Raw genomic sequence first — 22,246 nt, forward strand, 5'->3', positions numbered from 1 at the left:
ACGGCACGCGCGCCCGCTTCAGTATGCGGGCGCGTTGCCGAACTGGAAGCCGGTTGAAACGGCCCACGCGAAAGCCACGGCGATCGCAATGCCGATCAACGCCTTGACCGGCGACCAGCGCAGATCCTGCGTCGGTTCTTCGGGAGCGGCAGGGCGCTTTCCGGTGATCATCGGACGGACAAGGTTCTGGCGCTTCCACACCAGATAGAACGCCACGGCTATCACGTGCAGCGCCACCAGCGCCAGGATCACGTTGAAGATGGTGGAATGCAGGTCGGACGCGGCGGAGGACTGGTCGAACGACACGTATGTCGCCAGCGGACCATCGTAGAGCATGTCGATGTCGCTGGCGAAAAGCCCTGCGGTCACCATCGCCCCCACGGCCAGCAGCATGGCGACGACGCTCCATCCGCCCAGCGGGTTGTGGCCGTCGGCATGGCCGGCCTTGCGGCTGCCAAGCGCCTTCAGATATGCGACGACCGCGCCCGGACCACGCACGAAGCTGGCAAAGCGCGCCGTGCGGGGGCCGAAGAAGCCCCAGTATACGCGGAACACCAGCAGGGCCAGAATGCCGTAGCCGGACAGGCGATGGCGTTCGAGGTCATGCTGTTCCCCGCTCCACCACGAAAAGGCGATGAGCGCGACCAGCAGCCAGTGGAACAGGCGGATGGTCGGGTCCCAGACGGGCGTAATGGAGCGGGTGGTCATCGATGGCCTCAGTTGTCGGCGCGGAACTGCTTGTGGCACGATGCGCAGGTGCCGCCCACGGCCTTGAACTGCGCGCCGATGGCGGCGGCATTGCCGGTGCCGGCTGCGGCAACGAGCTTGTCGGCCTGCGCAACATAAGCCTTCATCGCGCCGTCGAAAGCCGCGCGGTTGCTCCACACGGCGGGCAGGGCGTCGGTCTTGATGCCTGCCGATGCGCCCGAGCCGTTGGGGAACAGCGTGGCTTGCGCACGGCCGGTTGCGGCAAGGGTCTTTGCGGCGGCGACGGCCTGCGCCTTGTCGATGGAGCCGCTGGAAAGCTGGTCTTTCAGAACCTTCATCGCGCCGCCTATCTTCTTGAAGTTGGCTTGACGCGTGGTGATTGCGGTCTGCGCGGGAGAGGCGGCAACAGCCATGGTGCCGGTAACGGCGACCACGGCGGCGGACATGCCGAGTACGGCAAGCGAAAGCTTGTTGGAAAGCGTCATGGTGTGTCGATCCTGTGGGTTGTTATGATTCAGGGCCGCGCATTGGCTAACACGGGCGCGCCCGTTTGGCCAAAGACTTGATCGTAGACTGCTTTTACCGTCGCAAGACCGCCTTGCGCCATCTGCGCGGGCGTTGTGCCGCGCGCATTGGCAAGGTCGGGGCGGGCGTGGTGCGCGGCAAGCACCCTGAGCATCGCGCCCAGCTGGTCATGCATTCCGCCGCCCAGCACGAGATGCAGCGGCGTGGTTCCCCTGGCGTCGGCGACATTGGCGTCAGGGGCAAGGGCAAGCGCCGCTTGCAGCGCGTCTGCACTGCGCCCCGAAGCGGCGGCAAGCACCACATTGACGCCGTTCTCGGCCACGAAGCGGGGATCAGCCCCGCGTGCGACCAGTAGCTTCATCGCTTCTACCTGTCCGGCCTGCGCTGCCATCAGCAGGGGCGGCGTTGGCGGTACGGGGGGCGGGGCGACGCCGAAGTTCGCTTCCGTCACCCAGGTGATGCGCGAAGGGCCGGTCAGGCCGTTCACGTCTGCGCCTTTCGACAGCAGCGCATCGAGCAGGGCGATATCGCCGCTTGCCGCCGCCACGTGGAGCGGTTGTTCGCCGTTGCGGTCCCGCTCGGCAAGGTCGAAGCCGCGCGCGGCAAGCATTTGCGCCGCGCGCCAGTTCTTCTGATACAGCGCCAGTTGCAGCGCGCTGGTGTTCTCCGGTCCGCGATGGGTCGTATCGGCACCCGCGTCAAGCAATACGCGGGTGGCATCGGCCGAACCGCTTGCGATCGCGAAGAACAGCGGGGTGAACCCTTCGCGCGTCACGCGATTGGCTTTCGCGCCTGCCTTGAGCAGCGCTGCGATCGCGTCGATGTTCCCCGCAGAGGCGGCCCACATCAGCGGCGTCTGCCCGCGCGCATCGGCGGCGTCGGCCCTTGCGCCCTTGTGCAGCATTTGCTCCACCACCGCCGCCGATGAATAGCGCGCGCAGATCGCCAGCGGCGTGGCGCCGTCCGGCCCGGCCTTGCGTGCATCGGCGCGGGCATCAAGCAACTGCCGCACGATCCGGGCACTGCCGCGTTCGCAGGCGAGCGACAGGGGACTCAGGCCCTCGGCATCCACCACATTGGGCTCCGCGCCGTGTTGCAGCAGCACGGCGACGAGCGCGGGATCCTGCGTCTCGATCGCGCGGGCGAGGGGGCTTTCGCCGTACATCAGTACCGCGTTCGCATCGCCGCCTGCCTCCAGAACCGCTGTCACCGCAACCGGATCGGCGGTGGCAAGGGCATCGGCCAGCGGGTCAGCCTGTGCGGGGACGGCCAGCGTGACCAGCGCTGCGCCCGTCAGCAGCCTAAGCATGGGTCAGCTCGCTGAGTGGGGCGGTGCTGTCACCGAACTTTGCGGCCGGTACATCCAGGGCATGAAGGCCTGCGAGCATCAGGTTGGACATCGTGGTGCCCTTTTCGACTTTCGTGTGGCGGCCACCCTTCACCAGTCCGCCCGCCACGATCACCGGCAGGTCCATGTAGTCATGTTCGTTGGAATCGCCGAAGGCAGAGCCCCGGATCACCAGCGTGCGGTCCAGCAGCGAGGCGTCTCCATCGCGCGTGTCCTGCATCTTCTGGAGGTAATAGGCGAAGAATTCCATGTGATAGCGGTTGATCTTCGCCAGCTGCGCCATCTTGTCCGGGTTGTTGCCGTGGTGGCTGAGCATGTGGTGCGAATCCGGCACGCCGATTTCCGGGTACGTGCGGTTCGACAGCTCGCGCCCGATCATGAAGGTGCCGACGCGGGTAATATCGGCCTGCATGGCAAGCACCTGCAGATCGATCATCAACTTCACATGCTCGGCAAAGTCGTCCGGAATGCCGGCGGGTTGCTGGAGGTTCGCCGCCTGCGTCGTGGCGGGCGAGGCGGCGCTGCGCTGGATGCGCTTTTCGATGGCGCGGGTGGCATCCAGGTATTCGTCGAGCTTGCGCTTGTCTTCCATCCCCAGCTGGCCGGACAGACGCCGGGTGTCTTCCATCACGAAGTCGAGGATCGAGGACTGGCGGCGCAACTGGGCAAGGCGGCCCGCTTCATCGGTATCGCCATCGCCGAACAGCCGCTCGAACACGGCGCGCGGGTTGGCCTCTACCGGTAGCGGCACCGTGGGGGTCAGCCATGAGATGCCGTTGGTATAGGCACACGAATAGTTGATGTCGCAAGACCCCAGCAGGCTGGCGGTGTCGATCCCCAGTTCCAGCGAGGCCAGCGGGGTGGCATCGCCAAGGTGCTGGGCGAAGACCTGGTCCATCGATACGCCGGCCCGGATATCCGGCCCTTCGGTCTGCTTGGCATGTGCGCCGGTCAGGAAGGCGGGGCAGGAACGGCCGTGCCCGGCGGGGCGGTCGCCCATGGCCGCCGCCTGCGGATGGCCAAGGCAGGTGATGACGGCGATCTGATCGCGATGTGGCGCCAGCGGCTGGAGCGAGGAAGGCAGCGCGTAATCCGCGCCGGTGGTGGCGGGCACGAAATCCGGCATTGTCATGCCGTTGGGGGAATAGAACACCTGAAGCCGCTTGGGGCGCGAAGAAACGTCAGCGGCCTTCGCGGCTGGCATCATCGCTTCGAGGAAGGGCAGCGCCATGGCGGCACCGGCACCGCGCAGCAGTGTGCGGCGGGAGAGGGCGGGGCGGATCACTCTCATCGGGTCGGGTTCCTTGGGGCGAGATACGCTGCTCCATACGCCGCCCCATACGCTGCCTTGAACGGCTGCGGCACGCGGCGCAGGGTGAAGGCGGGGCTGTTCGCGATGCCGCGCACGATGGTCTGGATGCGATACTGGTTCGCAGCGGCGTCGGAGGCGATCGCGCGCACCGTGGGCATGTCGTTGGCGGAAAGCCCGCGCGCCACGGCGTAAGTCATCAGCCGTTCGGTGAAGGCACGCGTGAATTCGTCCTTTCGGTCCATCAGCACTTGCTGAAGGCCGGTGAGGCCGTCGAACCGGAAGCCGTCGGGCATCGTCGCGATCGTGTCGATCGGCTGGCCCGCGTCCACGGTTCGCCATGCGCCCACGGCATCGAAGTTCTCAAGGCTGAAGCCCATCGGGTCCATCTTCACGTGACAGGCGGCGCAAGTCGGGTTCGCGCGGTGCAGTTCCAGCTGCTGGCGCGCGGTAAGCAGGCGGCCATCGTGGCTGGTCTTGAGCGCGGGCACATCCGGCGGTGGCGGTGGCGGCGCGGCGGCGAGCATGTTCTCAAGGATCCACTTGCCGCGCTTCACCACGCTGGTGTGGTTGCCATAGGACGTGACGGTCAGGATGCTCGCCTGCCCCAGCAGCCCGCCGCGATGCCATTCGGGGCGCAGTGCCACCCGGCGGAACGCGGGGCCGGAGACGCCTGAAATGCCGTAGTGTTCGGCAAGCCGCTGGTTCAGGAACGTGTAGTCGGCGCTGATGAAGTCCAGCACCGGCCGATCGTTGCGCAGCACGTCCGCGAAGAACATCTCCGTCTCGGTCGCCATCGCGGATTTCAGCCGCACGTCGAACTGCGGGAAGACCTCGGTGTCGGGGCGCTGCTGATCAAGGTTGCGCAAGTAGAGCCACTGGCCCGCGAAGTTCGTCGTCAGTGCCTTTGCGCGCGGATCGGCCAGCATGCGGGCCACTTCGGCATCAAGCACGGCGGGCTGGGCCAGCCTGCCCTGTTCGGCAAGGGTCAGCAGGCGATCGTCGGGGATCGAACTCCACAGGAACAGCGACAGGCGCGTCGCCAGTTCAAGGTCCGAAACACGGTTGACGCTGCCGGGCATGGCGCCTTGCGGATCGCGCTCCACCACGAACAGGAATTCGGGCGAGACGAGCACGGCTTCCAGCGCTGCTTCGATGCCGTGTTCGAAATCGGAAGCCTTGCGCTCGTCGGCGTAGATGCGCAGCAATGGAGCCACGTCGAAACCGCCGACCGGACGACGCCATGCGCGGCGGGCAAGGGTGGTGACGATCTTCGTCGCGCACGCCTCTTCCTCGCTGGCCTTCTTCGGGCGGCAGAGGAACACGGCGCGGCGGCTGGGGGTGTCGGGCATTCCCGACGCGTCAAACGGGCCTGCCACATCCACCTGCAGCACGTCGCGCGGGAAGTTCGCTTGCGAATAGCGCTGGTGCATGCGGTAGCTGGGCACGTTCAGCGTACTGGCCAGCTTGCCGTCTACCCACACGTCGAGTGGCAGCATCTTCGGCTTGTCGAGCGGCAGCGGCACCTTGTCGGTATCGTTGCGCAGCACCTGCACGGCTTCGGAAGGCGCGATGGTGCGCCGGAAGGACAGCGCCACGAGATGGGAGCCTGCCTTCATCGGCACGCGGGCGGTGACCTTGTCCTCCGCCAGTCTGTCGGTTTCGTTGTTGGTATTGGCGTTGAGCCAGGCCGAGATGTCGTACTGCCCGTCACGGCGCGCATAGTAACGTTGGGCATAGCCCCCGCGCGATGCCAGCGGCAGCATCGCACCCGCACGCTCGTTGTAAGCCGGAACGCCCGAATTCTGGACCGAGCCATCCTTGGGCACCTGCCATGTCGTCACCACTTCGCGGGACGAAGTGAGGCCGGTAGCCATGCGACCCACTTTGCCCGCGACTGCGACATAGCGCTCCATCAGCGTGGGCGATACGGAGAGCACGTCGGCGATATTGTCGAAGCCGAAGCCGGAGTTGTCGGCGGGAAGCTCACGGCTGAAATCCACGTCGAGCGCCAGCAGGTCGCGCACCGCGTTGGCGTATTCCATGCGGTTCAAGCGGCGGATCGTGGCGCGGCCCGGATCGGGGTTGGCGGCAAGGTAGCCCGCGCGCGACGTGTCGAGCCAGTTGACGAAGGCGGCGCGCATCTGGGCAGAGGGCTGCGTCTTGCCGTGCGGCGGCATTTCCCCGGCGGCGACGCGGCGCAGGATCTTCTCCCATTCCTCCGCATGGCGGCCGGTGCGGATATCGTCCGCCTTGAGATCTTCCACTGAAAGATCGGCGATCATGTCGATGTCGTTGTGGCAGCGCGAACAGTATTCGCCCAGCATCGGCTCCACGAAATCGGCGGCCTGCTGCGGGGTCATCGTGGCGAAATCGGGTGATTTGTCCTGCGCCGATCCCTGCGTCGCCGCGTAGACGGTGGCCGCAGTGACGAGCGCGCTCAGCGCAAGCGTCGTCCTGCCAAGGTTATGCCGCCCGAAAAGGCTCATTGATGTTCCCGACCCCATGGCCGGCGCCGCGTCATCGCGGTTGGTCCGGCGTGCCCTGTTCCGCCGAAGCGGACCTGTGTTGGGCGATCCCACTATCGGTCGGTGGTGTTGACGTCCAGCGTCAATAACCGGACATGGTGTTCGGGAAATTAGAGCGGGGGCGCAACAAGCCCCCCGCTCAAACTGACGCGAAGGTCAGAGCGAACCGATTGCCAGGAAGCGCTCTTCGCGCTGGCGGATCAGGTCGGCGCCGGACAGGCGGCCAAGCGCATCGAGTTCGCGGCCGACCGCATCGGCCAGTGCGCGCGCCGTCGCCGTCGGATCGCGGTGCGCACCGCCGATGGGCTCGGGCACGATGCCGTCGATGACTTTGAGGCCCAGCAGGTCCTGCGCCGTCACTTTCATCGCGGTGGCCGCATCGGCTGCCTTGTCAGGCGTGCGCCACAGGATCGAGGACGCGCCTTCGGGGGAAATTACCGAATAGACCGAGTGCTCCAGCATCAGCACGGTGTTGGCCGCGGCGATCGCGACCGCGCCACCCGAACCGCCTTCGCCGACGATCACCGCCACCATCGGCACACCAAGCGCCAGACAGGCTTCGGTAGAACGGGCGATGGCTTCGGACTGGCCGCGTTCCTCAGCCTCGACACCGGGGAAGGCACCGGCGGTATCGACCAGCGTAACGACCGGCAGGCCGAACTTGCTGGCCATTTCCATCAGGCGGATCGCCTTGCGATAGCCTTCGGGCTTGGCCATGCCGAAGTTGTGCTTGATGCGCGTGGCGGTGTCGTGCCCCTTTTCATGGCCGATCACCATGACCTTGCGGCCATCGAGCGTTGCCAAGCCCCCGATGATGGCAGCATCTTCGCCATACGTGCGGTCACCGGCAAGGGCGACGAAATCGGTGAAGATCAGGCGCAGGTAATCTACGAAGTGCGGGCGCTGCGGATGGCGGGCGACCTGCGTCTTCTGCCAGGGCGAAAGCTTGGCGTAAGTCGTCTCCAGCATGCCTGCGCTTTTCTTCGCAAGCTTGTCGATCTCGCTCTCGATGTCGAGGTCGCTGCCGTCGGCGGTGGCGCGCAGTTCTGCGATGCGCGCTTCCAGCTCGGCGATCGGCTTTTCAAAGTCGAGAAACGAAATCATGATCTTCCAGTCCGTGTCGTCGGCCATTCAGCCGATACCACAATGCGTTACTTCAAACGAGGAGGGGCGAGCGCAAGGCCCGCCCCGTCCGTTCAGTCGGCGGCCCGTTTGGCCAGCCAGTCTTCCAGCCACTTGATCGTGTAGTCGCCGGTCTTGAACTCGGGATCTTCCAGCAGAGCCTGGTGAAGCGGGATCGAGGTCTTGACGCCGTCGATCACCATTTCCTCCAGTGCGCGCTTGAGGCGCATGATGGCCCCGTTGCGGCTGCGGCCCGACACGATCAGCTTGCCGATCATCGAATCGTAGTACGGCGGGATGCGGTAGCCCGAATAGAGCCCCGAATCGACGCGCACGTTCATGCCGCCCGCTGCGTGGTAGTTCGTCACCTGACCCGGCGAGGGGGTGAAGTTCCACGGATCTTCCGCGTTGATGCGGCATTCGATGGCGTGACCCTTGAACTCGATCTCGTCCTGTCGGAACGACAGCGGCTGGCCGTCGGCGATGCGGATCTGTTCGCGCACCAGATCGACGCCGGTGATGGCTTCCGTCACCGGATGCTCCACCTGCAGGCGGGTGTTCATCTCGATGAAGTAGAACTCGCCGTTTTCCCACAGGAACTCGATCGTGCCCGCGCCGCGATAGCCCATGTCGGCCATCGCTTTCGAAACGATGCCGCCCATGCGGTCGCGCTCTTCCGGCGTGATGACGGGGGAGGGGGCTTCTTCCAGCACCTTCTGGTGGCGGCGCTGCAGTGAACAGTCGCGCTCGCCCAGATGGACGGCTTCGCCATTGCCGTCGCCGAACACCTGGAACTCGATGTGGCGCGGGTTGCCGAGGTACTTTTCCATGTAGACCGTGGCGTCGCCGAAGGCCGCCTTGGCCTCCGAACGGGCCTGGCCCATCTGGCTTTCCAGTTCCTCGGCCGAATTAACGACCTTCATGCCGCGGCCGCCGCCGCCCGATGCCGCCTTGATGATGACCGGATAACCGATCTTTTCGGCAAGGTCGCGCGCCTCTGCGAAGTCTTCGATCGCGCCGTCAGAGCCGGGGACCAGCGGCAGGCCCAGCGCGCCTGCGGTGCGCTTGGCTTCCACCTTGTCGCCCATCGTGCGGATGTGCTCGGGCTTCGGGCCGACCCACTTCAGGCCATGCGCCTCGACGATCTCGGCGAAGCGGGCGTTTTCCGAAAGGAAGCCGTAGCCGGGGTGGATCGCGTCGGCCTGCGTGATCTCTGCGGCAGAGATGATCGCGGCGACGTTGAGGTAGCTGTCCTTAGCGGCGGGCGGGCCGATGCAGACCGCGTGGTCGGCAAGGCGCACGTGCATCGCGTCGGCGTCGGCGGTGGAGTGCACCGCGACGGTCTCGATGCCCATTTCGCGCGCGGCGCGATGGATGCGCAGCGCGATTTCGCCGCGGTTGGCAATCAGGAGGCGCTTGATGGCCATGTCCGGTCCCGTTCTCAGCCGATCACGACGAGCGGCTGGTCGAATTCGACCGGCTGCTGGTTGTCGACGAGGATCGCGGTGACGGTGCCGGCCTTGGGCGCGACGATCTGGTTCATGACCTTCATCGCCTCGACGATGAGGAGCACGTCGCCGGCCTTCACGGTCTTGCCGACGGTGATGAAGTCAGCCGCGCCCGGTTCGGGGGCGAGGTAGACGGTGCCGACCATCGGTGACTTCACGGCATCGACCGGCGCAGCGGCAGCGGCGGGCGCAGCCTCGGCGGCAACCGGAGCAGCCGCGACGGGCGCGGCAGCAGCCGGGGCATAGCCCATCGGCGGCAGGGCCGCGGCGATCTGCTGGGCCATCTGGCGCGAGACGCGGATCTTGCGATCGCCATCCTCGACCTCGATCTCGGTCAGGCCGGTGTCGGCCAGCAGTTCTGCGAGTTCGCGAACCAGGGCGCTATCGATATTCACGCGACTTCCTTTCGTGCAAGATAACCGAGCAGCGTTGCCAGCGTGTCTTTCAGGTCCTTGCGGTGGACCACCATGTCCACCATGCCGTGGGCATGGAGGTACTCGGCGCGCTGGAAGCCGTCGGGGAGTTTTTCTCGGATGGTGTCCTGGATCACGCGCTGGCCGGCAAAGCCGATGAGCGCGCCGGGTTCGGCAATCTGCACATCGCCAAGCATGGCGTAGCTGGCGGTCACGCCGCCGGTGGTGGGATCGGTCAGGACAACGATATAGGGCAGGCCCGCAGCGGCAAGGCGGCGGGTGGCCACGGTGGTCTTGGGCATCTGCATAAGGGACAGGATGCCCTCCTGCATGCGCGCGCCGCCCGCTGCGGTGACGATGACATAGGCGCAGTTTTCAGCGATCGCCTTTTCCACGCCGGCGACGAAAGCCTCCCCCACGGCCATGCCCATCGAGCCGCCCATGAACTTGAAGTCCTGCACGCCCAGCACGGCCTTGGCGCCGTTCACGGCACCGTAGGCGTTGGTCAGCGCATCGGGGTAGGGATTGGTGGCGCGGGCGGCCTTGAGGCGATCGGGATACTTCTTGGTATCGCGGAAATTCAGCGGGTTCTCGGGAACCTTGGGCGTCGGCAGGACCGTGTAGCCGGTGTCCAGCAGCAGGTCGAAGCGCGCCTTGGCGCCGATGCGGCCGTGGTGCTCGCACTTGGGGCAAACCGAAAGATTGGCCTCGAACTCCTTGATGAAGAGCATCTCGCCGCAGCTGGCGCACTTCATCCAGAGTTCGTCGGGCGTATCGCGCTTGGCGAGGCTCGATATGGAATTGCGGACTTTGTCGAGCCAACTCATTCGATTTCGTACCAATCTTCGTGGAAAAAGGGCCTTCGAGACTGGCCTTTTCCCCATGTGTTTCGGCGCGTCTCGTGCGTGTACGGCGGCGACCCGGATAGAGCGCCGGAGCCATACAAGGCGCGCCCATTAGAGGAATCCGCGTGAAGGCCGCAAGCCAATTCAGCCCAACCTGTGGGCAACTGGGGCGCAGAGGGGTATTCCCGTCGCGCGGCACGGCTGCTTTCCCTATTGGGCAACCTGAAAGAAAATCATTATAAATCAATCCTATGGAAAATCTGGTCTGGAAATTGGGTGATCGGAAGGGCCAAATAGGCTTTGTAATCCTTTGCAGCAGCTTCGACGTGGCGTTGGGGCGCTTTTGTGTGTTGGAGTGAACACTGGAACAGCTTGCTGACAGTCCCGGCGCGGTGCGCATCGACCTTCGCCGCACCACGTATGACGGCGCAGAGGGAGACGCTTTTGCGTCCCCCGTCCCGGTCGAGGCGCCTGTTGCGATCGAGACAAACGGCATCGCTTACGCGGTGATGATGGCGACACCGCTGGCGCTGGAGGATTTCGTCACAGGTTTCCTGATGGCCGAGGGGCTGGCGCTGGCCGGGGAGGTCGGTGAAGTGGCCGTTCATGCGACGGACAATGCCGAATGGGGCAAGGGCTATGTCGCGCGGGTGAACCTGCCGCCCGAACGGCTCGGCCCGATCCTGGAACGCGCGCGGCGGCGGGTGGGAGATAGTTCCTGCGGCATCTGCGGGATCGAGGGGGTGGAGGCCGCATTGCGCCCGTTGCCCGCACTTTCCCTTGCATCTCAGGCCTTTGCATCTCAGGTCAGCCCGCAGGCGATCGGTCGTGCCCTTGATGCCATGCGCGCAGGGCAGGTTCTGGGCTCGCTGACCCGTGCGACCCATGCCGCGGCATTCTGCAGCGAGAAGGGGGAGGTTCTGGCGCTGCGCGAGGACGTGGGGCGGCACAATGCGCTGGACAAGCTGGTGGGCGCACTGGCGCGGGCCGATGGCGGGCGGGGCATCGATCCGGCGCAGGGCTTCATCGTCATGACATCGCGCTGTTCCTATGAACTGGTGGAGAAGACGGTGCGGGCCGTGTGCCCGCTGCTGGTTACGATCTCTGCCCCCACCGACCTTGCGGTGCGTCGCGCGCAAGCGGCGGGACTGAGGCTGGCGGTCGTGGCGCGTGGGGATTCCATGCTCATGGTCGATCCCGGTCAGCGGTTCGTCGAAGGCTGAACCCCGGTTATCCTTGCAGACAGGCGTGTGCGCACATAGGTTCGCTGACAACCGGGTTTTCACAAGGATTACACATGGCCACCGGCCCCGCATTCGGCACTGATACCGCTGGCGAACTGAAGCTGACCCCGCCCGATCCGGTGCCCACCGTGGCGCCCGAGCGCGCGGCGGGCCTTGTCGCCATCGGGGACGAGGCGAAATCCAAGCTGCAGGTGCGCGTGGACGAGTTCGTGAACGACCTTGTCTCCGAAGACGCCGCCTCGCCGGAATTCGGCCGCAAGGTGGATCAGATCACCAACATGGGTCGCAAGGAAATTTCGGACGCCTCCAGCCATTCCAACCGCTTCCTCGACCGCCCGGTGCGGGCGATGGACAAGGATGCAGGCGTGGGTGCCGACCTTGCCGAACTGCGCCGCACGGTCGAGGATCTGGATCCCAGCCGCAAGGGCAAGCTGCTTGAACCGCGCAAGATCTTCGGCGTGATTCCGTTCGGCAGCAAGTTGAAGAACTACTTCGACGGCTACCAGAGCGCGCAGGGCCATATCAGCGCGATCCTGGCGCGCCTGCAGGGCGGCAAGGACGAACTGCTGATGGACAATGCCGCCATCGACGTGGAACGCCAGAACCTGTGGGCCGCCATGGGCAAGCTCGAACAGATGATCTACATGGCGCGCACGCTTGACGACGCGCTTGAGCAGAAGGCCAACGATCTCGATCATACTGACCCGGCCAAGGCCAAGGCGGTGCGCGAATCGGCTCTGTTCTATGTGCGCCAGCGCACGCAGGACCTGCTGACGCAGATGGCGGTTTCGGTGCAAGGGTATCTGGCGCTGGACCTTGTGAAGAAGAACAACGTCGAACTGGTGAAGGGTGTCGACCGCGCTTCCACCACCACGGTCGGCGCACTGCGCACGGCGGTCACGGTGGCGCAGGCGATGGCGAACCAGAAGCTGGTGCTGGACCAGATCACTGCGCTCAACACGACGACCGCTAACATCATCGACGGCACCGGCCAGATGCTCAAGGACAATACCGCCCGCATCCACGAACAGGCGGCGAATTCCACCATTCCGCTGGAAACGCTCAGCCGCGCGTTCCAGAATATCTACGACACGATGGATTCGATCGACACCTTCAAGCTCAAGGCGCTGGATTCGATGAAGCAGACGGTGACCTCGCTGGAAGGGGAGATCGGCAAGTCCAAGGCCTATATCGCCCGCGCGCAGGGGCAGTCCGAAGGGCTGGCGGCAGGCGACGATGCCGCCGCGAAGACATTGCTGGAGGCACTGGACTAACCCACGATGGCTCAGGTTCCGGCCAAGAACTCGCAACGCGTATCGCAGGAAATCGTGCGCGCCGCCCGTCGCCAGCGGGCCGCGCGGCTGTACAACGCGCGCAAGGATCAGTGGCGCTTTCGCATGCGCCGGTTGCGCCGGGCGTTTCTGGCGATGGTGGGCATCTACATCGCCGGGCTGGTCGCGGCGCTGGCGCTGGGTGGAGTATCCTTCACGGCGACGATGCTGACGTTCCTGCTGGGCATCGCTGTGTTCGTGGTGCTCTCCATCTTCCCCGCCACCCCGCGCACGCATGTGGAGGATCTGAACGCGGCCAGCCTGCCCGAACTGGCCGGGTCCACCGAACTGTGGCTGGAAGGAAAGCGCAAGGCGCTGCCCAATGCCGCTGTCGATGCGGTGGACATGATCGGCGTGCGGCTGGAACAGCTGGCACCGCAACTGGCCGTGCTCGACGAACGCGGGCCTGCAGCGCGCGAAGTGCGCAAGCTGCTGACCGAACATCTGCCCGAAATGGTCAACAGCTACACCCGCATCCCCGCGCAGCTGCGCGGGAAGCAGGGTGCGGGCGGTACTTCCCCGTCAGAGCAGTTGGTGGATGGCCTTTGCGTAATCGCCGACCAGATCGAGGCGATGAGCGAGGATCTGTCCCGCAATGACGTGGATGCCCTGGCCACGCGTGGCCGTTTCCTTGAAGTGAAATATCTCGACAAGGAGTGATCGGAGGGAGGCATCGCCGGGGCGGCGCGCGCCCGTTTCGGCGGCGTGCTATCGGGGCGGGATGCACAAGATCCTGCTGTTCATGAAGCGCAGGCCGGACATATCGGTCGAAGCCTTTCGCGACTATTACGAAACGCATCATGCGCCGCTTGCCGCGAAGTATTCGCGCGGGGTTACGCGCTACATCCGCCGCTATATCGATGCGCAGCCGCACCCTGAAACGGGGGCGTTCACCGATGGCCCCGACGTCATCACCGAACTGTGGTTCGCGGACGAGAAGATCTTTCGCGCCACGCTGGCCTATATCACCACCAGCCTGATGCCCGACATCATCGTCGAGGATGAGAAGAACCTGTTCGACCGTGCATCCTTCCGCATCGCGACGGTGGTGGAGCAGGAGACGGACCTGGGGTGAGGGGGCTGGCGGCGCCCCCTGTTCGGCGCGCGAGGATGCGGCTGCTTACCACCGCAACCCTTCCTCCTTGGGCTTCCACGTGATCGGCCGTTCGTAAGACGGGTCTTCCCGGCTCCACTGGTGCTTGAGGAAGCCCTTCACCGCGTCCGAGAAAACCCAGTTCGGATCGGCATCCGCTGTCATCTCGATCGTGCAGCGGCGCACCAGGATGCGCCATTCGCCGTCGCGCTTCTCCAGCCGGTCTAGATAGCGGCCGAACGCGATCGAGGTGTGGCTGGAATCCTTCCAGAACAGCCCGCCCACCACATAGCTTTCGCAATTGGCCGTATCGCCGTCGATCTCGCACAGGTGGTTGGTGATGTTGTGGCTGGTCGCCTGAAAGCCCCAGCGATGACCGGCATTGGCGCGTTCGGGGTAGTCGGGCGCGAAAGTCACCACGGCGCCGTGTTCGTCCACGCCGTCCTCCCACCAGCACGAGGCGATCTGTTCCACGTCCTGCCGATCGCGCGCGCGGCATTCACGCACGATGCAGTCCAGGATGTCCTGCCGGTCCTTGAGGTAGGCGACGGTGGCGGCCAGATCGCTCATTGGGTCGCTCATTGGCCGCTGCCTTTCGTGTTGAGCAGCCCGATGATCCCGCCATCCACGCGGATATCGACGCCGCTGACATAGGACGCGGCGGGGGAGCACAGGAATTCCGCCACCGACGCGATTTCATCGCCCTGGCCCATGCGCCGTTGGGGCACCATGCCGATCATCGCCCGCAGCTGTTCGTTCGCTTCCGCCTCGGCATTGCCCATGGGAGTGGCGATGAAGCCCGGCGCGATCGAGGCGATGCGCAGGCCCCGTTGACCGAAGGCGGTCGCATCACGCTCCACGATGCCGATGACCGCCCGCTTGGAGATCGCATAGGCCATGCCGGGGTGGTCCATGTAACCGGAGATACCATCGCGCTTGCCGGTCAGTACGAAATCGCGGATCGATGCCAGCAGCGCCGGATCGCCCAGCATATAGGCCGATACCGATGATATCAGCACGGCGCAGCCGCCGGCCTCGAAGTGCGGCAGCAGGCCCGCCACCAGCCGTTCGGTTGCATCATAGTTGACCGCGAAGATGCGCGCGCCGTCGCTCATCGTGGGGGAAAGCCCGGCGGTGTGGATCAGGGCCGAAATCGGCGCGCCGCCCAGCGTGGCGAGGATCTGTGCCGGAAAGTCTTCTGCGGCGATATCGGCGGCCAGGATGTCCACCTTGCCGGCAGCAGGGCGAAGCTCCTGGGCCAATGCTTCCAGCCGTTCGGCGTTCAGATCGCACAGGAGAAGCGGGCGTCCCTGCGCGGCAAAGCGCTGCGCGGCGGGGCGTCCCATGCCGCCTGCCGCTCCGGTGATGACGACGGTTCCGGTGGTCATGCTCTCTCCTTGGAAGGCTTCTGTTTGCGCAGGTGCTAGCTTGGCGGAAGGCGGAGTGACAGCATTCCTGTCTCGTCATCGCCCCGGCGTCAGATCAGGTCGAAGCGGGTCGTCCCCACCTTGATGCCGGGCACAGCCGACCGCCCGCGCCGGAGGGAGGAAGTGCCCGAAAGCGGCCTTCCCGTCCTCAGGCATTCCCCCGCGTCGGCGGGGACAAGGGTAATGTAGATATCGCATCCGTCCACGCCGCCAAAGCGTACTTGCGTGGTCGCGCCGGGCGGGGTGGTGACGGGAGGCAATTCCTTGCCCGCTGGCGTAACGCGCCGGATGATGCCGGGCGAATATACGCCGGGTATCCAGACCGTATCCTCGCTGTCTATCGCCAGCCCGTCGCAGTCGTTGCGGTCAAGCAGCACGCGGCGGTTGGTAAGTTGCAGATCCGGCGTCACATCCCATGCCAGTGCCTGCCCGAACGTCTCCGAGCAATAGAACTGCGCCAGTCCGGGATTACAGGCGATGCCATTGGTGAAGCACAGTCCATCGGCAAGCAGGTGCGTCTGTCCGTCACGCGTCAGTCGCCACAGCTGGGTCGGGCGCGCAGGACGGGCGGCGATGACGCTTTCGATGTCCAGCGTGCCGAAGAACATGCCGCCTTCGCCGTCGGGCCACATCTCGTTGATGCCGTTGACGGGGGAGCCGCCCAGCGTGTCGATCAGCCAGCCGCCGCGGCCGGATTCGGGATCGTTCCAGCGTATGCCGCCCTGACCGCTGGAGAGGACGGCGCCGTCCGCATTGACGAGGATGCCGCCGGTCCACATCCGATCCGGGTCCAGCACGGCGACCTTGGTGCCTTGCGGGGTCACGCCATGGATGCCGCCGGCAACCACGTCGCTGTACCAGATCACGTTGCGCTGGTGATCGACCGCCAGTCCTTCAAGATAAGTGCCTTGCGCCAGCGTGGCGTATTCTCCCGGCAAAAGCTGGGCCATCGGCAGCATCCCCTCTCATCGCGCATCTGACGTGCGCCGGGTGATGGTACCAGCGGGGCGCCGTGCGACGAGGCGTAAAGGCAACGCCGGGGCGGTATCGTCATGGCTTGACCCCGCGGGTTGCCGGAACATGAGATACACAATCGCTCATAACCTCTTGCATCCGGTTCGTTCCCGGCGTTCAATCCGGGGTAACGAGAAGAGGCTGGGGAGATACCGGAATGCAGATGACGGGCGAGCAGCGCATCGCCGCACCCCGGCCGCAAGTCTGGGAGGCGCTGAACGATCCGCAGGTGCTGGCCCAGTGCATTCCCGGTTGCCAGAGCCTTGAGCGGGACGGCGACAGCGGCTTCCTTGCCGTTGCCGAAGTGAAGATCGGCCCGATCGGCGCGCGGTTCAAAGGCAATGTCACACTGTCGGACCTCGATGCGCCCAATGGCTACACGATTACCGGATCGGGCAGCGGGGGCATCGCGGGGTCGGCGAAGGGCGGCGCGAAGGTGCGCCTGTCCGACGTCGAAGGCGGCACTCTGGTTTCGTATGACGTCGATGCCGAAGTCGGCGGGCGCATGGCGCAACTGGGCGGGCCGATCATCGATGCGACGGCGAAGAACCTTGCGGGCAAGTTCTTCGAACGGTTCGGGCAGGTCGTCGGGGGACAGGGCAAGGTTGCGGCGGCGTCAAATGCTGCCGCGCCGCCGGAGGTCGCAGGGGGAGCGATCCCGGCGGTTGCGCGCATGGCCCCGCCTCTGCCTGCGCCGGGCGCGCTGTGGGGCTGGGTGGCCGCCGTCGTGCTGGCGCTGGTGACGGGGTACATGCTGGCGGCGACGGGCACGGCGACGATGGTGGTCGTGGCGGTCCTGCTGGTGGTGACGGCCGCCGCCGCTTATGAGGCAGGGCGCCGGGGCTTCGGGCATGGGAAAGGACGCGGCGCATGAAGCCCGCGCCGTTCGATTACGTCCGCCCCTCCAGCGTCGAGGAAGCTTGCCGCGTGCTGGCTGAGGCGGGCGGCGGCGCCACGGTCATCGCGGGCGGGCAGACGCTGATGCCACTGCTGGCCCTGCGGATGAGCCAGCCCTTTATCCTTGTGGACATCAACCACATTGCCGCGCTCAAGGGCGTGACGCGCGTGGCGGGGGGCACGCGGGTCGGCCCGGCTACGCGGCAGGCCGATGCCCTGCGTGATGAAACGCTGGCGCGCCATCTCCCTGCCTTCGTGACGGCGCTGGGCCATGTCGGGCATTACCAGACGCGCAATCGCGGCACCGTGGGCGGTTCCGTCGCGCTGGGCGAACCGGCGGCGGAAATGCCCGCGACGGCAGTGGCGCTCGGAGCGCGGATCGAGATTGCGTCGGTGCGCGGCACCCGCACCGTCCCGGCCGACGAATTCTACCTTGGCCCCTACATGACCGTGCTGGAGCCGGACGAACTGGTGACCGGCGTGGTCTATCCCGACTGGCCGGACGGGCATCTGGTGCTGTTTCGCGAAGTGGCGCAGCGGCCGGGGGACTTCGCGCTTGTCGGCCTTGTCGGAGCGCTGGCGCTGGAGAGTGGGCTGATCGCGCGCGCCGGGGTCGGCTGGTTCGGGATGGGGCCAACGCCGATCCGGGCGCGACAGGCCGAAGATGCACTTGTCGGCTCGGCGCTCGATCGTATCGACCCGCAGGCCATGGCGCGCCTTGCCCTTGCCGATACCGCGCCGTTCGATGACCACCATGTCAGCGCCGAATACCGCCGCACCGTGGGCGCGCGCATCTTCGCGCGGGCGCTTGCCGAAACGCTGGGCATCAGGAGCGCCGCATGAGCGAGCATGTCATCGATCTGACCGTCAACGGCCACCGCCATTCCGCGCGGGTCGAAGCGCGCACCGGGCTGGGCGAATTCCTGCGCGATACCCTCGGCTATACCGGCACGCATCTGGCCTGCGAGCATGGGGTCTGCGGCGCCTGCACCGTCATGGTGGACGGGGTGGCCATGCGATCGTGCCTGATGCTGGCAGTGCAGGCGGACGGGGCCCAGGTGACCACCGTGGAGGGGCTCGCCGCGCCGGACGGCACGCTGCATCCTGTTCAGCAGGCGCTGAAGGACAACTTCGGGCTGCAATGCGGCTTCTGCACGCCGGGGGTCGCGATGACGCTTGCCGCCGTCACGCGCGACCACGCGGGAGAAGGGCTTGAGCACGCGCTGACCAGCGCGATGTCCGGGCACTTGTGCCGTTGCACCGGCTATCAGGGCATCCGCCGCGCAATCCGCCAGCTTGCAGGTGACGGGATGAGGGAGGGGGCATGAACGCCGGGGCAAGGGGTATCGGCGCGGCGCGCTATGTCGGCACGCGTCAGCCGCGCAAGGAGGACGGGCGGCTGCTTACCGGGCGGGGGCAGTTCACGGACGATGTGCGGGTGCCGGGAATGCTGCACGTCGCCTATGTACGCTCCGCCGTGGCGCGGGGGCGGATCGTTGCGATCGACCTTGAAACGGCGCGCACGATGCCCGGCGTCCATGCGATCTACACGCAGGCCGATCTCGCGGCGGTGCCGGTGCGGTTCCAGACTTTCTTTTTCACCCCCATGGAGGCCCCGGTGACGCTGCTTGCGGACGGGCGCGTCGCCTGTGTGGGCGATCCGGTCGCTATGGTGATCGCGGAAAGCCGGGCACAGGCGGAGGACGCCGCATCGCTGGTCGAAGTGACGATCGAGGAGGAAGCACCGGTCGTCACCATTGCGGATGCGAAGACCGGCCCGCTCGTCCACCCCGATCGCGACGATAACGTGGCGGCCGAGATGGGAGACGAGGACACGCGTGATGCGATCCAGCCGCTGCTTGATGCTTCCGCGCATGTCGTCAGCACCCGCGTGCGCCACCAGCGCATCGCCCAGTCGCCGATGGAGGCGCGGGCCTGCGCCGTGTCGCCGGACGGCGCGAACGAGATGACGGTCTGGCTCGGCTGCCAGAGCCCGCACCTTGCCGCGCGCTACATTGCGCAAGTGCTGGAGCTGCCCGCAGAGGCGATCCGTGTCATCGCCAGGGACGTGGGCGGCGGCTTCGGGCTGAAGAACATCCCCTGGAAAGAGGAGATGGCGGTGATCGCGGCGGCAAAGCTGCTGCGCCGCCCGCTGAAGTGGATCGAGGACCGATTCGAGGCGCTGACCGCCTCCAGCCACGCGCGCGAACAGGACGTGACGCTGAGCGTGGGGTTCGATGCCGATGCGCGGCTAACCGCGGCGTGGTGCGATTATGCCTGCAACAACGGCGCCTGGCCCATGGGCGAGGATGCGAACATCGCGGTGCACATGTTCATGTGGCCCTGCTACAAGCTGCCGGCCTACGGCTTCGTCACGCGTGGGTGGTATACCAATACCATGGGCCTTGGCGCTTATCGCGGGCCGTGGGCGATGGAATCGCTGGTACGCGAGACGCTGCTGGACAAGGCCGCGCGGCGGATCGGCATCGATCCGGTGGAACTGCGCCGCCGCAACCTCGTCTATCTGACCGACCAGCCGCATACCTCGACGCTGGGCATCCCGGTGGAGGACATCACGCCGGGCGAATGCCTTGATAAGCTGGTCGCCCATGTCGATTTCCCCGCGTTCCGGCGCGAGCAGGCGCAGGCGCGCAAGGAGGGGCGCTATCTTGGCATCGGCGTGGCGACTTATGTGGAGCCGACCGGCGCTGCGGGATCGATGGCGCCGATGACCGGCGAGACGGTGCATCTGCGGATCGAACCGACCGGCAAGGTCGTCGCCATGCTTTCTACCCATTCGCAAGGCCACGGCACCGCGACGACGATGGCGCAGGTCATCGCAGAGCAGCTTGGCGTGCCTTACGAGGACGTCGCCGTGTACGAGGGGGACAGCGCGATCGGGGCGTTCTCTCCCGGCGCGGCGGGCAGCCGGCAGGGCGTCATCGCGGGTGGGGCAACATGGAAGGCTGCGCAGTTGCTGGCCGAGAAGGTGAAGATCGTCGCCGCGCACTTGTCCAATGCCAGCGTGGAGACGGTGACGATCGAGGGCGGCATGGTCCACATCGACGGAGCACCCGAAATGTCGCGCCCCCTGCGTGAGATCGCGGAGATCGCCTATGGGGAGCCCGGCCGCCTGCCCGAAGGCGCGTCCACAGGGCTGGAGGCGCAGTTCCGTTACCAGCCGCCGCCGATGACGATGACCAGCGCCGCGCATTGCTGCATGGTGGAGGTCGACGCGGAAACCGGCTTCGTGAAGATCCTGCGCTGGATCAGTTCGGAGGACTGCGGCACCGTCATCAACCCCGGCGTGGTGGAAGGGCAGATTGCGGGCGGGCTGGCACAGGCGATCGGGCAGGTGCTGCTGGAAGACATGCCTTATGATGCGCGCGGCAACCCGCTGGCGGCCACGTTCAAGGACTATATGCTGCCCACGATCTTCGACGTGCCGGATTTCGAGTATCTCCACGCTAGCACGCCCTCGCAGACGATCGGCGGAATGCGCGGGGTGGGAGAGGGCGGCTGCATCATCGGCCCGCCGACGCTGGTGAACGCCATCGCCGATGCGCTTAGTCCGTTCGGGGAGATCGACGAACTGGTGCTGCCGCTGACGCCCGCGCGCATACTTGACGTGATTGAGCAGCGCGATGTTTCCGGCCGACACGCCGGTCCAAAGGCGGCTCCTGTGGTCGAGGACGCGGCGCCGATCGACGTTGTACCCGAAGCTCCGGTTTCCAGCATCGACGGCGGTATCGAAGGCGACTGGGCCATGGTGCTCAAGACGCCGATGGGGCCGCAGGAGATGGTGGCGCACTTCGATTGCGATGGCGATGCGGTGTCCGGCTATCTCGAAGCGCCGGAGGGGCGGCAGGACTACGCGGGCGGCGTGCTGAGCGGCAATCAGCTGAAGTTCGAGATGAAAGTCGAAAAGCCGATGAAGATCACCCTGAAATACGATCTGGTCTTCGCCGGGGATACCGTGTCGGGCAAGTGCAAGATGGGTATGTTCGGCTCTGCGAAAGTGACGGGTGCCAGGGTGAAATGAACGTGGGCAGGGCCTCTACTTCACCTTGTAGCGCGCGTAGACCGGCGGGGCAGCTCCCGTTCCGTCGCGGGAGGAGGGCGGGAACCGGCCCGCGATATCGGTGATCCCGTATTCGCGCCCCAGTTCCGCGCCGATCACGGTGCGTCCGTTGTGCCGCATCATCTCCGGGTCGTTCCACAGCGCCCAGGCGAGATGGCCGGTATAACCCGCCGATTCCAGTGTGCCTTCCAGATGGGCGAAGCGTTCGGGCATCTGTTCCATCATCTGCATCAGCCGTTCCGTGGTGAGCGAGCCCATCCAGACCGACACCGCCGCCACGTTCGCGCCCGCATCCGCAAAGTCCACGCCCATGTCGAAGGCCATCTTGTCCAGCCCGGCCTTGTGTGCGCCATACGCGGGGCCGAAGCAGTAGTGCATCGACCCCGGAGAGGATGTGAACAGCACCAGCCCCTTGTCCTGCCGAACCATGTGCTGCGCGGCGTGCCAGCTGGTGACGAAGCCGCTGCGCACTCCGATGTTGATCATGTTGCCGATCTCCACCGGCTTTTCCCAGAACTGGCCGGGGGCGGAAAGACTGTCGAGCACCGCGCAGGCATTGTTGACGAGGATATCGATCCGGCCCTGCTCTGCCATCACCTGTTCGATCAGGGCGGCGACTTGCGCGTCATCGCCGCTGTCGCAGGCGACGGCGATTCCCTTGCCGCCCGCCTCGGTCACTTCACGCGCGGTGGCGTGGATGGTGCCGGGTATCGAGGCGTCGCCTTCTTTCTGCGAGCGGCCGGTGACGTAGACCGTGCAGCCGTGCGATCCCAGCGCGGCGGCAATGCCGCGCCCGGCTCCGCGGCTGGCGCCGGTCACGATCGCTACGGGTTTACGGTCGGCCATTGGTTCT

At 65.9% G+C, this 22,246-nt stretch carries 21 protein-coding genes; 8 read left to right on the top strand and 13 right to left on the bottom strand.

Features of this window, described 5'->3' with window-relative positions; all coding sequences use genetic code 11:
• Positions 1-18 precede the first annotated feature (18 nt).
• The 9 genes from A8V01_RS01955 to accD form a co-directional block, all read right to left on the bottom strand.
• Positions 19-708, bottom strand: a complete 690-nt coding sequence (locus tag A8V01_RS01955) for a cytochrome b/b6 domain-containing protein (RefSeq protein ID WP_103094278.1) — start codon at positions 706-708, stop codon at positions 19-21.
• Between the two features lie 8 nt (positions 709-716).
• Positions 717-1,193, bottom strand: coding sequence for a c-type cytochrome (locus A8V01_RS01960; RefSeq protein ID WP_103094279.1), 477 nt, complete (start codon positions 1,191-1,193; stop codon positions 717-719).
• Between the two features lie 29 nt (positions 1,194-1,222).
• The gene (locus tag A8V01_RS01965; protein WP_170065809.1) at positions 1,223-2,542 is read right to left on the bottom strand and encodes an ankyrin repeat domain-containing protein; all 1,320 of its coding nucleotides are present in this window, start codon (positions 2,540-2,542) and stop codon (positions 1,223-1,225) included.
• Complete coding sequence (locus tag A8V01_RS01970; RefSeq protein ID WP_103094280.1) at positions 2,535-3,872, bottom strand: DUF1552 domain-containing protein; 1,338 nt, start codon at positions 3,870-3,872, stop codon at positions 2,535-2,537. Before A8V01_RS01970 ends, A8V01_RS01965 begins: the two co-directional genes overlap by 8 nt.
• Complete coding sequence (locus tag A8V01_RS01975; protein ID WP_103094281.1) at positions 3,869-6,379, bottom strand: DUF1592 domain-containing protein; 2,511 nt, start codon at positions 6,377-6,379, stop codon at positions 3,869-3,871. Before A8V01_RS01975 ends, A8V01_RS01970 begins: the two co-directional genes overlap by 4 nt.
• 195 nt (positions 6,380-6,574) lie before the next feature.
• Entirely contained in the window at positions 6,575-7,522 is a 948-nt protein-coding gene (locus tag A8V01_RS01980; protein ID WP_103094540.1) for an acetyl-CoA carboxylase carboxyltransferase subunit alpha, read from the bottom strand.
• 92 nt (positions 7,523-7,614) lie between these two features.
• Positions 7,615-8,967 (bottom strand): acetyl-CoA carboxylase biotin carboxylase subunit, encoded by a 1,353-nt coding sequence (gene accC, locus A8V01_RS01985; protein WP_103094282.1) that lies wholly within the window; start codon positions 8,965-8,967, stop codon positions 7,615-7,617.
• Between the two features lie 14 nt (positions 8,968-8,981).
• On the bottom strand, positions 8,982-9,443 hold the full coding sequence (gene accB, locus A8V01_RS01990) for an acetyl-CoA carboxylase biotin carboxyl carrier protein (RefSeq protein ID WP_103094283.1): 462 nt from the start codon (positions 9,441-9,443) through the stop codon (positions 8,982-8,984).
• Positions 9,440-10,288: an acetyl-CoA carboxylase, carboxyltransferase subunit beta gene (accD, locus tag A8V01_RS01995; RefSeq protein ID WP_103094284.1), complete on the bottom strand. Its 849-nt coding sequence runs from the start codon at positions 10,286-10,288 to the stop codon at positions 9,440-9,442. Before accD ends, accB begins: the two co-directional genes overlap by 4 nt.
• Positions 10,289-10,698: 410 nt before the next feature.
• Between accD and A8V01_RS02000 the strand changes: the two genes are divergently transcribed.
• The 4 genes from A8V01_RS02000 to A8V01_RS02015 all read left to right on the top strand — a co-directional run bounded on the left by A8V01_RS02000 (position 10,699) and on the right by A8V01_RS02015 (position 13,956).
• The gene (locus tag A8V01_RS02000) at positions 10,699-11,529 is read left to right on the top strand and encodes a formate dehydrogenase accessory sulfurtransferase FdhD (protein WP_425437244.1); all 831 of its coding nucleotides are present in this window, start codon (positions 10,699-10,701) and stop codon (positions 11,527-11,529) included.
• A gap of 74 nt (positions 11,530-11,603) precedes the next feature.
• Positions 11,604-12,824 carry a toxic anion resistance protein gene (locus A8V01_RS02005; RefSeq protein ID WP_103094286.1) on the top strand — a complete coding sequence of 407 codons (1,221 nt, stop codon included), beginning with the start codon at positions 11,604-11,606 and terminating at the stop codon, positions 12,822-12,824.
• Between the two features lie 6 nt (positions 12,825-12,830).
• The gene (locus A8V01_RS02010; protein ID WP_103094287.1) at positions 12,831-13,541 is read left to right on the top strand and encodes a hypothetical protein; all 711 of its coding nucleotides are present in this window, start codon (positions 12,831-12,833) and stop codon (positions 13,539-13,541) included.
• Positions 13,542-13,602: 61 nt separating this feature from the next.
• Positions 13,603-13,956, top strand: a complete 354-nt coding sequence (locus A8V01_RS02015; RefSeq protein WP_103094288.1) for an EthD domain-containing protein — start codon at positions 13,603-13,605, stop codon at positions 13,954-13,956.
• A gap of 45 nt (positions 13,957-14,001) precedes the next feature.
• Here A8V01_RS02015 and A8V01_RS02020 read toward each other — a convergent pair whose 3' ends face one another.
• From A8V01_RS02020 to A8V01_RS02030, 3 genes are all read right to left on the bottom strand, one after another.
• Positions 14,002-14,544, bottom strand: coding sequence for a nuclear transport factor 2 family protein (locus tag A8V01_RS02020; RefSeq protein WP_245892264.1), 543 nt, complete (start codon positions 14,542-14,544; stop codon positions 14,002-14,004).
• An 8-nt stretch (positions 14,545-14,552) separates the two neighbouring features.
• Complete coding sequence (locus A8V01_RS02025) at positions 14,553-15,362, bottom strand: SDR family NAD(P)-dependent oxidoreductase (RefSeq protein WP_103094290.1); 810 nt, start codon at positions 15,360-15,362, stop codon at positions 14,553-14,555.
• Between the two features lie 89 nt (positions 15,363-15,451).
• Complete coding sequence (locus tag A8V01_RS02030) at positions 15,452-16,351, bottom strand: SMP-30/gluconolactonase/LRE family protein (protein WP_103094541.1); 900 nt, start codon at positions 16,349-16,351, stop codon at positions 15,452-15,454.
• Positions 16,352-16,572: 221 nt separating this feature from the next.
• Here A8V01_RS02030 and A8V01_RS02035 point away from each other — a divergent pair, with 221 nt between their 5' ends.
• Genes A8V01_RS02035 through A8V01_RS02050 form a run of 4 tightly spaced genes read left to right on the top strand, consistent with a single transcriptional unit; the run spans position 16,573 to position 21,354 of the window.
• Complete coding sequence (locus A8V01_RS02035; protein WP_103094291.1) at positions 16,573-17,289, top strand: SRPBCC family protein; 717 nt, start codon at positions 16,573-16,575, stop codon at positions 17,287-17,289.
• Positions 17,286-18,155, top strand: a complete 870-nt coding sequence (locus A8V01_RS02040) for an FAD binding domain-containing protein (protein WP_103094292.1) — start codon at positions 17,286-17,288, stop codon at positions 18,153-18,155. Before A8V01_RS02035 ends, A8V01_RS02040 begins: the two co-directional genes overlap by 4 nt.
• A complete protein-coding gene (locus A8V01_RS02045) occupies positions 18,152-18,640 on the top strand; it encodes a (2Fe-2S)-binding protein (protein WP_103094293.1) in 489 nt (162 codons plus the stop codon). The genes A8V01_RS02040 and A8V01_RS02045 overlap by 4 nt, the downstream gene beginning before the upstream one ends.
• Entirely contained in the window at positions 18,637-21,354 is a 2,718-nt protein-coding gene (locus tag A8V01_RS02050; RefSeq protein ID WP_103094294.1) for a xanthine dehydrogenase family protein molybdopterin-binding subunit, read from the top strand. The genes A8V01_RS02045 and A8V01_RS02050 overlap by 4 nt, the downstream gene beginning before the upstream one ends.
• A gap of 15 nt (positions 21,355-21,369) precedes the next feature.
• Here A8V01_RS02050 and A8V01_RS02055 read toward each other — a convergent pair whose 3' ends face one another.
• On the bottom strand, positions 21,370-22,239 hold the full coding sequence (locus A8V01_RS02055; protein WP_103094295.1) for an SDR family NAD(P)-dependent oxidoreductase: 870 nt from the start codon (positions 22,237-22,239) through the stop codon (positions 21,370-21,372).
• Between the last annotated feature and the right edge of the window lie 7 nt (positions 22,240-22,246).

Source organism: Novosphingobium guangzhouense (genome assembly GCF_002896965.1).
GTDB classification, from domain to species: Bacteria; Pseudomonadota; Alphaproteobacteria; order Sphingomonadales; family Sphingomonadaceae; genus Novosphingobium; species Novosphingobium guangzhouense.